The organism is Pseudomonas sp. E6002 (genome assembly GCF_013385565.1).
In the GTDB taxonomy this organism is placed as follows: Bacteria; Pseudomonadota; Gammaproteobacteria; order Pseudomonadales; family Pseudomonadaceae; genus Aquipseudomonas.
In genome coordinates this window covers 277,766-290,792 of record NZ_JACAPT010000002.1, presented here as the reverse complement: position 1 = coordinate 290,792, position 13,027 = coordinate 277,766, and the positions used below count along the sequence as shown (strand labels likewise).

Below are 13,027 nucleotides of genomic sequence, written 5' to 3'. Positions count from 1 at the left end.
CGACGTTATGGGTCGGGAGCCAGGCAGTAAATGCAACGAATCTGACAGACCTTGTAGGTAACGGAGCCGCGATTCGCAGTTAGCTGCCGTAGGACGGCAGCGTGTGCGGAGGTGGTCTGTTTCCTACGGTCTTGGCGGATGCAATAACGGCGACGTTATGAAACGTCGCCGCCAGAGATCCTTACTTGCCGCTTACGCTCACGCCGTAGAAGGAGTTCAAGCCAAATGGGCTGATCTTGAAGTCCTGCACGTTGTTGCGCATGGGTTGATACACCGTCGAGTGCGCGATAGGTGTCATCGGGACTGCATCTTTGAGGATATGTTGCGCCTGCTTGTACAGCTCGGTGCGTTTGGCTACGTCGGAAGTCGCCTTGGCTTCTTTCACGATGCCGTCGAATTTCTTGTCGCACCACTTGGAGAAGTTGTTGCCGGCCAGGGAATCGCAGCCGAACAGCACGTTCAGCCAGTTGTCCGGGTCACCATTGTCGCCGCTCCAGCCAATGATCATGGCTTGGTTCTCGCCGCCTTTGGAACGCTTGATGTACTCGCCCCACTCATAGCTGACGATGTTCACTTTCAGGCCGATCTGTTTCCAGTCGTTCTGCAGCATCTCGGCCATCAGCTTGGCGTTCGGGTTGTACGGACGCTGGACCGGCATCGCCCACAGGGTGATCTCGGTGCCTTCCTTGACGCCGGCTTCCTTGAGCAAAGCCTTGGCTTTGGTCACATCAAACGGCGCATCCTTGATGGTGGTGTCATAGGACCACTGGGTTGGCGGCATGGCGTTGACAGCCAGTTGGCCTGCGCCCTGGTACACCGAGTCGATGATCTGCTGCTTGTTCACCGACATGTCCAGGGCCTCACGCACGCGCAGGTCGGACAGCGGGTTAGGCGCGGTCTGGCCCTTGAGGACCGGCATTACGTTGTAGGCGATGTAGCCCAGGTTGAAACCGGCTTGGTGCGGCAGTTTCAGGTCCTTGTCTTCACCCAGCGCCTTGAGGTCGGCCGGACGTGGGAACAGGGTCACCTGGCATTCGTTTTTCTTCAGCTTCTGGATACGCACCGACGGGTCGGTAGTGATGGCGAAGATCAGGTTGTCGATCTTCACGTCTTCAGGTTTCCAGTAATCCTTGTTGCCGGTGTAACGGATGTTGGAGTCTTTCTGGTAGCTCTTGAACACGAACGGACCAGTGCCGATTGGCTTCTGGTTGATGTCCTGTGCCTTGCCTTCCTTCAACAGCTGGGCGGCGTATTCAGCCGACTGGATGGAGGCGAAGCTCATTGCCAGGTTCTGGATGAAGGCGGCGTCCACGGTGCCAAGGGTGAACTTGACGGTGTGGTCATCGACTTTCTCGATGTTCTTGATGTTGGTGTCCATACCCATGTCCGTGAAGTACGGGAACTCGGTCGGGTAGGCTTTACGGAACGGATCGTCTTTATTGATCATCCGGTTGAAGGTGAACAGTACGTCGTCAGCCGTGAATTCACGAGTTGGCTTGAAGTACGGGGTGGTGTGGAACTTGACGCCTTCACGCAGGTGGAAGGTGTACGTCAGGCCATCCGGGGAAACGTCCCAGGTCGTGGCGAGCCCAGGAACAACAGCGGTGCCGCCGCGCTCGAACTGGGTCAGACGGTTGAACATGGTTTCGGCCGAAGCATCGAAGTCTGTTCCGGTGGTGTACTGGCCTGGATCAAAACCGGCCGGGCTCCCTTCGGAGCAGAACACCAGGTTGCTCGCCGCTTGGGCGAAAGGTGCAGCAGCCATTAAACCGGCGCTGACTAATAACGGAATGACTGCGTGTTTAAGCATGTTGGCCTCATGATTTGTTGTCATTTTTGGTAGTGAGGGCGACCTCGTGAGTCGACCTGCGGATACTTATGCAGGGCCCATACCCAATGCAAGATGTTGAGAGCCTACAACGGCTAAACAGTGGTACGAACGTACACGAATGTCGCATATGTGTAAGTTCAGACACATTTACGCACTTTTGAGGGTTTTTTTCGGTGCGAGGGCTGCACCAGGAATGCCCAACCGAGGCGTCTGACGCACTCGGTTGGGGCGCGGCTGTTACTTATTCAGACTGACGCCGTAGAAGGGAGTGAGTCCAAAAGGACTGATCTTGAAGTCCTGTACTTCCTTTCGCAGGGGCTGGAAAACCGTCGAGTTTGCGATAGGTGTTATAGGTACTTGTTCCTTAAGGATTTTTTGTGCCTGTTGATACCACTTGATGCGCTGCTCGCGGTCGCTGCTGACCTTGGCCTGCTGCACCAGTTTGTCGTAGGCCGGGTTACACCATTTTGCATAATTGCTGCCCTTCACCGCGGCACAACTGTAGAGCACGCCCAGCCAGTTATCCGGGTCGCCGTTGTCGCCGGTCCAGCCGTAGATCATCACGTCGTGCTCGCCGGCTTTGGCGCGTTTGATGTACTCGCCCCACTCATAGCTGACGATATTGGCCTTGATGCCAATCTTTTCCCAATCCTGCTGGATCATCTGCGCCGACATCCGGGCATTGGGATTCGACGCGCGTTGTACGGTCATCGCCCACAGGTTGAGGGTGGTACCTGGTGCAACCCCTGCTTCTTTTAGTAGCGCCCGCGCCTTGGCCGGATCGTAGGGCGCGTCCTTGATTGTCGGGTCATAAGACCACTGGGCCGGAGGCAGGGCGTTCTGCGCCAATTGTCCGGCGCTCTGGTACACCGCCTTGATGATTGCCGGCTTGTCGATGGCCATGTCCAGCGCCTGGCGCACCTTGAGCTGGTCCAGGGGCGGGTGGGTCACGTTGTAGGCGAGAAAGCCCAGGTTGAAGCCGGCTTGCTGAAGAACCCGCAGGTTGGGGTCTTGCTTCATCACTTCGATGTCGGAAGGGCGCGGGTAACCGCTGACCTGGCACTCGCCGGCCTTGAGCTTTTGCAGGCGCACGGCGGCGTCCGGGGTGATCGAGAATACCAGGTTGTCGAGCTTCACATCGTCGGGCTTCCAATACTGTTTATTGGCGCTGTAGCGAATCTGCGAATCCTTCTGGTACCGCTTGAACACAAACGGCCCGGTGCCCACGGGCTTCTGGTTGATGTCGGCGGCCTTGCCTTCCTTGAGCAGCTGCGCGGCATATTCGGCGGACTGCACCGAGGCGAAGCTCATGGCCAGGTTCTGCACGAAGGAGGCGTCAACGTTGTTCAGGTTGAAGCGCACGGTGTGCTCGTCGAATTTTTCGACGCTCTTGATCGTGGTGTTCAAGCCCATGTCGGTGAAGTAGGGCGACTCCGATGGATAGGCCTTGCGGAACGGGGTCTCGGGATCCAGCAGGCGCTGGAAGGTGAAGAGCACGTCGTCGGCGTTGAAATCACGGGTCGGGGTGAAATAGTCGGTGGTGTGGAACTTGACGCCATCGCGCAGGTGGAAGGTATACATCAGGCCGTCTTTCGACACGTCCCAATTGGTTGCCAGGCCGGGTTCGACTTCAGTGCCGCCACGCTTGAACTGGGTCAGGCGGTTGAACACGGTTTCGGCGGAGGCATCGAAATCGGTGCCGCTGGTGTACTGGCTGGGGTCGAAGCCGGCAGGGCTGGCTTCGGAGCAGTAGACCAGGGTGCCGGCTGCCTGGGCCATGGGCATGAATGCCAGCAGGCCGGCAGCAAGGAGCAGCGGTTTTAAGGTGATTCTTTCCATGGAGACCCCTGAAGTGGCAGGCAAATAGTGCCCGAACGAAAACGGCAGTCACCGAGGTTACCGCCGTTCTTGTCACTCAGGTAGAGATAAGCATGCGAGGCCCCAGTGTCTCCGGGATTCGGCTATTCCAGGTCGCTACGATTTAGCCGGAAAGTGTTCGGGTTTATAAGTGAACGCCCACCACTTGAACGGATTCCAGTACGGGTTGTTCTTTGACGGCTTGAATTTCTTGATCCGCGCCATTTCTTCGCTGACATACTGTTCAGCCTGAGCTCTTACTGCGGTACGGACGTTGTCGGTGATCGGGATTTTTTGTGCGGATAAGTTCTCCAGGTAGAGGTGCTCTACTTTATCAATGGCTGCTTTTACTTGTTCCGGGGACAGGTTGGCGGTCAAGGTGCCGCTATAACCTTTGACAGGGCGGCCAATCAACTTTTGGAATTGAGCGGCAAACGAAGCATCCCCACCGGTTGCGGAATCACATGACAGCAGGCGCACGTTGTCGAACTCTTCCGGATGGATCCCTTTGCTGTGAAGCGTATCCAGCAATTCTTCCGGACTATTGAGCTTTCCATCATAAGAAACTTTTGCGACCCCCGTAGTCTCATCGACTTTACCGTGTACCAGTATGTTCAATCGCTGGGCCGAACCTTGTTTGTTCACATCCACGAACGTGTAAAGTTTATCGTTGATAGTGTTCAGGCTATCTATTTCTCCACTGAGAATACTGGTTTTTTCAGCAGTAGAAAAAAGGGCTTCGCCGACCGGCAGATTTTTAACCGTTTTCAGGGGCGGCAGTTCGACGCCGTCTACGTTGATAGATGCCGGGGGGACCTCTGGTCCACTCGACTCAATTTCATTTAAAGACGGGTCCGGATGACTATCGCCGGATACTTTCGAAACGCGTGTCAGCTCAAATTCGCTCTTCTGCGAATTATAGTTCCAGCGGTAGTCTTCAGTAACGGTGGAGTTGAACGTAATCGGAGTTTCACCCAGGCTCGCCTCGACCAAACCGGGTGCAACTTCGTGTGCCAGCATCAGGCTTGAGATGACGGCCGCAGCAGTTCCCCCTGTGCGCTCGCCTGCGGTCTTGCCATAGAGGCTGTCATGCACGCCAAACACGATATTGCCTATATTGCCAACAATGGGCAGATTACCAAAGGTTTTGCCCCAGGTGTCTTTCACCGACTTCCAGGCTTGCTGCGAGGCACCAAACACATCCGTCTGGTCGGCCCACACCGCATTGTTGGCGTTCTGCTCCTGATAGTGGGGGGCGATACCTTTGTTCAGATCGCCAAATTGCAGCCCATAACCTGCTTTTCGCGATTCGGTGTAGTTGAATAGCTCTCGTACCGGCACGGATTTATCTTTGTACCAGTGTTCGTACCCCGGATATCGCGACCGATTATCCTGGATGAGGCTGTCGAGCACCGCCCCGGCCGGTGGCCAGTGGGCATTGTGTCCCCCTTGCATATCACCGGTATTGAAACGGCGCATCAATTCATCACGATTGTCTTTGGCCCAGTTCGCAAATTCGTCATCGCCTTTTATCTCGCGGACAGCGCCGTTCTTCAAGTCGATCATGACTCCCTGATTGGGGCGATTGGCGGGATTGCCATCGTAAGGCGTGTAGGGGATAAAGGCATACCCGCTCATGGGGTAGCCGTAAATATTGGGGATAATCACTTGCCCATTCTTGTCCAGCGTGCGATTCACCGCTTCCTGGCCGGCAGGGCTTAACCTTGCGAAATTTTCCGTGTCACTACGAAGGCTCAGCAACGTGCCCCGTGTTACATAGGCGTCTGCTTTTCCCGATCGCTCTGCTATTGTTCCGGAGCCCTCGCGCATCGGCGCGGCTATGTCTTTCTCCCAGCGAGCTTGAAGTTGTCGGCCGAACGCTTCCAAATCATTGATTTTTGTCCGGTCTTTTTTTTCTATTTCCATTTCAGGAAAATTTAAAACCCCACCACGTGCGGGTCTGTCGTGCGCTAGAGCACCCGCTGCAATTTCCCATGCGAAATAAGTGTGTGTCTGGGTATCAGAGAGATTTTGTGCTGTGCCCATACCGACATAGGTATTGAACGTTACCGTGAACTTTTCATGCGGGTCGAACCCGGCTGCCAATAAACCCCCACTGAAGTATCCTGCGGGGTCCATGAACAGGCGCACGTTCTGGAACTTGACGTTTCGTTCGCCTTCAGTGCCACTTTCTATATTTTCGATCTGCGTCTTTACACGATTGGCATAGGCATCGATATGAGCCTCTCGCTCATTGTAGATATACCCATCGCCTGGCGCGTGAACAAAGTCGGGTCCGTAAATGGTTGCCTTGTAGATATCAGACTCGTTCCTGGCGGCAGTGCCAACGTTGTCCGTTTCATAAATATCGGTACTCTTCAATGGCGTTGGCGGTATTCGTTCCAGCGCCTCGGTACGTTGTTCTTGAGTCGTACCGGGTAGCGGTGTTTGTGGGTAATGGACAATGTTAAGTTGAGCTGAGCTTGTCATTTCAGATTACCTGGCTGGATGTTGATTGCACGCATCTGCGCCGCCATAAACTGTGGATGAGGAGTACGGTGATCTACGCCATGAGTGGTGCAGCGTCCAGGCGTGTTCCGCTCGTTGAGGGTGAGGATGTAGTTGTCCATTGCACGGGTTATAAGTTGAAAAGATTTATCACCAACGCACTTCAATGTGTCCGGACCAGCAGACGCCCGGCGATTAAGCATTTTCTGAAGCTGGTAACCGGTTATTACCGCTGAAACTTCTTGAATTAAGTGCCAGGCAAAAAAAATGCTGCCCGAAGGCAGCGGCATTGCAGTCCTGCTCCCTGAAATGGCAGGTAAACGCTACGCGAACGAGAACGGCGGTCACCACGGTTGCCGCCGTTCGGGTTACCCAGGTTGAGATAAGCGCCTGCGTCGCGGCGATCGCCTTAAAACACCTGTGCGCCGCCATAAACGGTGGACTGTATCCACCGCGGGTCCATAGGATCGCTCCAGACGTGCCGAGGCGGCGTACCACCATCTCCGATCAGGATTTGCCGGCCCTCGTCGCTCCATTCCTGCATGCGTTGTGCGAATTGGCCGTGGTACTCGTTGGCTGGACAAGTGATACCGGCCCATGGGTCCACTATCCACGCATCAGCCCATTCGGGCTCGGCAAATCCAGCGGTCAAGAGGTTAGGCTGACTTGCGGGGCCGCCGACCACGCTGAAGGTGTGTCCCTGCACTTGTGCAATGCGGGCAAAGCCGCCACTGGCGTTAACGGTATCGGTGGCGACCCTGGCCATCTGGTCGCAATTGCCGGCCCCCGTTTTCAGGATGACCTCCGAGTAGTTGGGCGCGCCGGTTCGAGTGTATAGCCAGGTCACTATTTCATTGGCCACGTCGCTGCGCAGACTGTTACCGGCATCGGCCAGGGTTTTCTGGTTGGCCGACCGTATACCGGTTGTCTGGAACTGTTCCTCCACCGTTCTCTTGCCCCAACGGGCGTAGGCCTTGTTTTGCTCGTTGACCGTGAGCTGCCCGAAATAGTGAGGCTTTTGAAGGGGCTCAAGTTGTATGGTCTTGGCGGCCACCTCTACCTTCTTGTCCCAGGCATAGACTGCCAGTAGAACTTCACGTTTCTTTTCATCGGACAGTCCGGCCAGGACTCGGTCCAGTTGGGTGGCTTGATCGGGTGTGAAGTTGTATTCAAGGCTCAGTTTTTTTGCCAGTGAGTCCAGGGAGGGCAGTATCACCAGATCGTTATTGTGGGTTTTTCCGGAAATGTCACGATAGAGGTCCTTGTACTCGTCATGCAGCCTGATGATGTCCCGGCTGGCCGGATCGGTGTTTGCGGCGATGCGTTGAAAGTTGAGCGCAGGGTTCGAACCGTCGTATTCGGCCACGTAGTAAATGCCGGTATCGCCCTCGACCACCACATAATCTATTCCTGCGTAGGGTATTTTTATGCCCCTCAGGACGCGCTGGTCATCACTGAGATCACTGATCTGGTCCAGCTTTACAACCACGGTTTCCTGGTTGAGCGCCCGTGGTTGACCGATATCTTCATAGCCGAAGTCCGGCTCATTGAGCACCACCCCGCTGGTTTGGTTGCGGTAGGTAACCGGCGTGTGCCCGGGCACCGACATCAGCTCTTGGCTGGATGTGTCGCTCACTCTATACAGCCTGTGCTCATGCACCACGGTCCGCGCGCCTTCCTGCGTTGGGGCGCCCGGCAAGAGACGCCGATGCTCAAGTGCCTGGGCGTCTTGAGCGACCGATGTATCGGCGTCCTCGATCATTTTTGTGTAGCACAAGCTGTCAATGTTGCGCTTTACGCGGCGCCCAACCGGCGCACAAACGGCTTCAAAATCCTCCAGCGGCTCGGCATGCTCGGTAGGCCCCATCTTGGTCAAGGCGTCCGGTTGTGCGGGGTCGTAGCGGTAAACGTCATCCCCGACCACTACATCGGTATGGGTTGCACGCTTGATCAGGAAGGTCTGGTCTGCGGACAGGCCCTCAGGTACCAGCACGCTTGCCCCTGCAGCTCCCGGCTCGACTTCGCGCGTGAGGGCGATGCGGGTGGAGGACTCAAGGGCTTTCGAGGCCCTCTCTATCCCTTTCTCCACCAGTGAAGTTGCGCCCGAAGCCACCGTCGGCAGCGCATTGAGCACTCCGAACACGATATGGTCGGCCCCGCCTTTCTTGCCGTGCTTGACGTCATCGATGCCGATACCGGCCTCCGCTACGCCGGAGGCGACGTAGAACACCTCGAGGGCCACGGCGACTTCGGGCATCACCAGTGCCAGCGGCGTCATCAGCATCGCGACTTTGGTGGCGGTTTCCAGGCCTTTGAGGATGTTGGCTTTGGTCACGTCGCTGTCGGTGACGATTTGGGTCTCGGCATCCTTGTACGAGCGATCTTTCTGGCGGGCAGTAATGGCCTCGAATGGGTCCTGGGCGAGGGGTTCGGTGGTGATGAAAGTCTGCGGGTTGAATTCATTCAGGCGCTCCAACACATCGGCATCCGGCGCGTCTTTGCGGTGCCAGCCACCCAGCCCGGTCAGTGTCTGGTTCACGCCGTCGGAGAACGTCCGGTCGGCCTGGTCACGCAGCGTGAAATGGGTTGAAAGGGCTTCGCGCTTGGTGGGGTCGGCAGCTTGCTCAGCCAGCCAGTTTTTCATCTGGGCCTGGCTGTCAAAGCGATGAATAGGCGACGAGTTGCCGGGAATATACAAAAGCGTGGGGCTGATGATCTTGCCGTCATCGGTGACCTTGGGGTTTTTGTCGGTGATGTACAGCAGGTCCGAAGATTGAAAACCGTTGATGCTGAGCAGACCCATTTCCAGGCCTGGGTCCTGGGCGGCAGAGGCTTTCAGGTCCTCGACGCGGAGGTTCGACCAGTCTTTATCGGTGGTCAAGTTCGCTGCGCGTAGCGCCAGTTCCTTGTCGCTTGGGCTCAGGCTGCCGGTCTTTTCCTGGAGCAGGATGGCGGCAACGAAGGAGGCCTTGGTCAATGCCGTGTATTTGCTTTCGTGGCTGGGCCAGAACGTATCCAGGAATGTTTTATACGGCGCGGCGCGTTCGGTGTTCCACACCAATTCCCTGAATTGCTCCGGGGTCTTTTTGATCCGCATCGACTCGTTGTATTGCTGGCGCTGGCCGGGCGGGGAGGCGCGGTATATAAACTCATAGGTCTGCTGGGCATTGACGGCAGAGTCAATGGCAAGCCCCGCCTGGCCCAGCGGCGAAAACGTCAGTAGCCGTTCCAGCCAGGTATGCAGGGTCGTGCGTGTTTTTTCCTCGGGCGTCTGGTGTTCATCGGTGTTGTTTTTTTTCTGCACATCTTGCAGGGCCGCCTGGGTCAAGGTTATCCGGTTCAGTACCTTTGCATTGCGAGGAGGCCTTCCCCGTGTCGGGTCGTAGTTGAAGGTAGTAATAAACGTGTTGTCCGGATCAACGTCCTCGCCCCACTTTTTCTTGATTTCGGCCTTGATAAGGTTGGCGGTGCTTTCCAGGGGCGTCTCGAACCCTGTCGTTGCACTGCGAATGTAGTTTTCGACTGTCTTGTTGTATGGCAATCCCGGGATCAACACGTCGTGAGTGTGACGGCGGGGTCGTGATGCGGGAGTGTCGGTGGCCCGATCGGCTGCCTTTACGGGCTGCCCTGGCGAATATGTCTGCCGTGAAGTATCCGTACCTTGGCGGGGTTTTCCCTGTTCTTCGGCAATACCTGCCGAGGAGGGGGTATCAAGGAAGAAGCCGTTGTTTGCCGCGATGGAACCTATGGTGGTCATATGACAAATCCTGATGTGCATGGTGTGCAGGAATGATGTGATGTCCGCCATAGGTGGTTCAGCGTGTAGGCGTGTTCCGTTCTTTGATGGGGAAGATGTAGTTCGCCATTACGCGGGTTATAAGCTGAAAAGATTTATCGCCGGTGCGCTTCAAGGTGTGTGGACCAGAACACTCTCAGCCATTGAGTATTTTCTTAAGCTGATATCCGGTTATTACCGCTGATACTTCTTGAATGAAGTGCGCAGGCAAAAAAAACGCTGCCCGTGGGCAGCGTCATTGCAACTGGGGTACCGCTCGATCAAGGCATCTGGACTTCGATCACGCCATCTGCGGTCATGTTGACCTGGCTGGTGCCGGCTTCGACTTCCGGCGTCGGTGCCGAATCCATCGCTGCGGCTTTCATCATCATCCCGCCGCGGGCATACGGCTGTGGATAACCGTTGGTGTTGAAGTTCAGGTTGACGATCTTGTAGCCCTTGCCGCCCAGCGCATCGGTGGCCAGTTGGGCACGGGCCTTGAATGCGGTGACCGCTTCTTTAAGCAGGGCATCTTCGCTGGCCTTGCGGGTCGGGTTGGCGATGGCGAAGTCCATGCTGTCCATTTTCAGGTTGGTCAGCATGTCGCCGGTGAGCTTGGACAGGGCGGCGAAGTCGGCACTTTCCATGCGCAGCTCAGCGCGTTCACGCCAGCCGGTGATTTTCTGGTTCTTGTTGTCGTAGATCGGGTAGCTGTTGCGGCTACCCTGGCGCAGGGTCACGCCTTTGACTTCGCGGGCCTGGGCCAGCGCCTTGTTCATGGTGGTGGTGATTTCGGCGGCAAGCTTGGCCGGGTCGGTGTTCTGCGACTCGGTGTACAGGGTGACGATCATCTGGTCGCGCGCCACTTCCTGGCTGACTTCGGCACGCAGGGAAATCTGGTTGTAATGCAGTTCGTCAGCGGCCATGGCCGGCAGGCTGGCGAGGGTAGCGGCGCCGAGGGTGAGGGTGGCTGCACTGCGAATGAAACGAGACATGTAAGCTCCTTGAGATGTTCGTGTTCGGTAAGACTGTAGACGCAAGGTTTCAGTTCTTCGGGTTTACACATTCGCTACAAGTTGGCGGATGCCGACGAACGGTCATGATCCTGACCCCTGCGTCAAAGAGCCACACACGCCGTGCCAGCGCTGTCGCTTCGTTTATACTCCGTGCGATCCGCCTGCAGCGCTCATCGGGAGAGCTCATGCTCGCCGCCGTAAAACTGACTTCCGCCACCCGCCAGAACCTTTGGCGCCTGACGTTCATCCGCACCCTGGTGCTGGCCGCACAGGCCGGTTCGGTGGGGCTCGCCTATTGGTTCAAGCTGCTGCCGCTGCCCTGGTTGCAGTTGGCCGTGACCCTCGGCTTCTCCACGGTGCTGTGTGTATTTACCGTCATCCGGCTGCGCACCACGTGGCCTGTGACCGAGCTGGAATACGCCCTGCAACTGGCCTGCGACCTGTTTATCCACAGCGTGTTGCTGTACTTCTCCGGCGGCTCCACCAACCCGTTCGTGTCCTATTACCTGGTGCCACTGACCATCGCGGCGGTGACCTTGCCGTGGCGTTATTCGGTGGTGCTGTCGGGTATTGCCCTGACCCTGTACACCCTGCTGCTGGCACAGTTCTACCCGTTGCAGACCTTCCCCATCGCCCGGGAAAACCTGCAGATCTACGGCATGTGGCTGAGCTTTGCCCTGTCGGCGGCGGTCATCACCTTTTTTGCCGCACGAATGGCGGAAGAGCTGCGCCGCCAGGAAGAGCTGCGCGCCATTCGCCGTGAAGAAGGCCTGCGGGACCAGCAGTTGCTGGCCGTCGCCACCCAGGCCGCCGGCGCGGCCCACGAATTGGGCACGCCGCTGGCGACCATGAGCGTACTGCTCAAGGAAATGACCCAGGACCACCACGACCCGGCCCTGCAAGACGACCTGAGTGTGCTGCAGGAACAGGTCAAGCAGTGCAAGCTGACCTTGCAGCAGCTGGTGCGCGCCGCCGAGGCCAATCGCCGCCTGGCGGTGGAGATGCAAGACGTCACCCAGTGGCTGGACGAAGCCCTGAACCGCTGGCACCTGATGCGTCCCGAAGCCAGTTACCGGTTCCACCTGCTGGGCCAGGGCACGGTGCCGCGCATGGCACCGCCGCCGGACCTGACCCAGGCGTTGCTGAACCTGCTGAACAACGCCGCCGATGCCTGCCCGGAAGGGTTGGAAGTGACCCTGGACTGGGATGCGGAAGATTTCACCATCAGCATTCGCGACCACGGCGCCGGTGTGCCGCTGGCGATTGCCGAGCAGATCGGCAAGCCCTTCTTTACCACCAAGGGCAAAGGCTTCGGCCTGGGCCTGTTTTTGAGCAAGGCCAGCGTGACCCGCGCGGGCGGCTCAGTGAAACTCTATAGTCATGAGGAAGGCGGCACGCTCACCGAGCTGCGCCTGCCCCGTGTCGCACGAGGAGACATCGATGAGTGACGAGATCCAAGTCGAAGGCGAAGAACTGCCGCACCTGCTGCTGGTAGATGACGACGCCACCTTTACCCGCGTGATGGCCCGCGCCATGAGCCGTCGTGGCTTTCGCGTCAGCACCGCAGGTTCCGCCGAGGAAGGCCTGGCCATCGCCACGGCCGACCTGCCGGAATACGCGGCCCTGGACCTGAAAATGGACGGCGACTCCGGCCTGGTGCTGCTGCCCAAGCTGCTGGAGCTGGACCCGGAAATGCGCGTGGTGATCCTCACCGGCTATTCCAGCATTGCCACCGCCGTCGAGGCGATCAAGCGTGGCGCCTGCAACTACCTGTGCAAGCCGGCAGATGCCGACGACGTGCTGGCCGCCTTGCTCTCCGAGCACGCTGACCTCGACACCCTGGTGCCGGAAAACCCGATGTCGGTGGACCGCCTGCAGTGGGAACACATCCAGCGGGTGTTGACCGAGCACGAAGGCAACATCTCCGCCACGGCCCGCGCCCTGGGCATGCATCGTCGAACGTTGCAGCGCAAGTTGCAGAAACGCCCGGTTCGACGTTGAACGGCGACTGAACAATCTGCTTCAGGCCGCACGGAGCCC

The 13,027-nt window shown here is 57.5% G+C and carries 8 protein-coding genes; 2 read left to right on the top strand and 6 right to left on the bottom strand.

Going from position 1 to position 13,027, the window contains the following annotated elements:
- Nucleotides 1-181: 181 nt before the first annotated feature.
- The 6 genes from HX815_RS03395 to HX815_RS03370 all read right to left on the bottom strand — a co-directional run bounded on the left by HX815_RS03395 (nt 182) and on the right by HX815_RS03370 (nt 10,966).
- On the bottom strand, nt 182-1,810 hold the full coding sequence (locus tag HX815_RS03395; RefSeq protein ID WP_003216000.1) for an ABC transporter substrate-binding protein: 1,629 nt from the start codon (nt 1,808-1,810) through the stop codon (nt 182-184).
- A 258-nt stretch (nt 1,811-2,068) separates the two neighbouring features.
- On the bottom strand, nt 2,069-3,670 hold the full coding sequence (locus tag HX815_RS03390; protein WP_177027804.1) for an ABC transporter substrate-binding protein: 1,602 nt from the start codon (nt 3,668-3,670) through the stop codon (nt 2,069-2,071).
- Between the two features lie 135 nt (nt 3,671-3,805).
- Entirely contained in the window at nt 3,806-6,178 is a 2,373-nt protein-coding gene (locus HX815_RS03385) for a hypothetical protein (protein WP_218168889.1), read from the bottom strand.
- Nucleotides 6,175-6,486: a hypothetical protein gene (locus HX815_RS03380; RefSeq protein ID WP_134327322.1), complete on the bottom strand. Its 312-nt coding sequence runs from the start codon at nt 6,484-6,486 to the stop codon at nt 6,175-6,177. The genes HX815_RS03385 and HX815_RS03380 overlap by 4 nt, the downstream gene beginning before the upstream one ends.
- A 119-nt stretch (nt 6,487-6,605) precedes the next feature.
- Entirely contained in the window at nt 6,606-9,953 is a 3,348-nt protein-coding gene (locus HX815_RS03375; protein ID WP_023659189.1) for a dermonecrotic toxin domain-containing protein, read from the bottom strand.
- 299 nt (nt 9,954-10,252) lie between these two features.
- Nucleotides 10,253-10,966, bottom strand: a complete 714-nt coding sequence (locus HX815_RS03370; RefSeq protein WP_003216012.1) for an SIMPL domain-containing protein — start codon at nt 10,964-10,966, stop codon at nt 10,253-10,255.
- A 206-nt stretch (nt 10,967-11,172) separates the two neighbouring features.
- On the opposite strand from HX815_RS03370, the gene HX815_RS03365 reads away from it, so the two are divergent.
- Together HX815_RS03365 and HX815_RS03360 are read left to right on the top strand one after the other, a co-directional pair.
- A complete protein-coding gene (locus HX815_RS03365; protein WP_003216013.1) occupies nt 11,173-12,435 on the top strand; it encodes an ATP-binding protein in 1,263 nt (420 codons plus the stop codon).
- Entirely contained in the window at nt 12,428-12,988 is a 561-nt protein-coding gene (locus tag HX815_RS03360; protein ID WP_003216016.1) for a response regulator transcription factor, read from the top strand. The genes HX815_RS03365 and HX815_RS03360 overlap by 8 nt, the downstream gene beginning before the upstream one ends.
- Nucleotides 12,989-13,027: the final 39 nt, after the last annotated feature.

Bases quoted from the DNA above. Each gene is read 5' to 3' on its own strand.
- HX815_RS03395 (WP_003216000.1), bottom strand. From the start codon at position 1,810: ATGCTTAAACACGCAGTCATTCCGTTATTAGTCAGCGCCGGTTTAATG.
- HX815_RS03390 (WP_177027804.1), bottom strand. From the start codon at position 3,670: ATGGAAAGAATCACCTTAAAACCGCTGCTCCTTGCTGCCGGCCTGCTG.
- HX815_RS03385 (WP_218168889.1), bottom strand. From the start codon at position 6,178: ATGACAAGCTCAGCTCAACTTAACATTGTCCATTACCCACAAACACCG.
- HX815_RS03380 (WP_134327322.1), bottom strand. From the start codon at position 6,486: ATGCCGCTGCCTTCGGGCAGCATTTTTTTTGCCTGGCACTTAATTCAA.
- HX815_RS03375 (WP_023659189.1), bottom strand. From the start codon at position 9,953: ATGACCACCATAGGTTCCATCGCGGCAAACAACGGCTTCTTCCTTGAT.
- HX815_RS03370 (WP_003216012.1), bottom strand. From the start codon at position 10,966: ATGTCTCGTTTCATTCGCAGTGCAGCCACCCTCACCCTCGGCGCCGCT.
- HX815_RS03365 (WP_003216013.1), top strand. From the start codon at position 11,173: ATGCTCGCCGCCGTAAAACTGACTTCCGCCACCCGCCAGAACCTTTGG.
- HX815_RS03360 (WP_003216016.1), top strand. From the start codon at position 12,428: ATGAGTGACGAGATCCAAGTCGAAGGCGAAGAACTGCCGCACCTGCTG.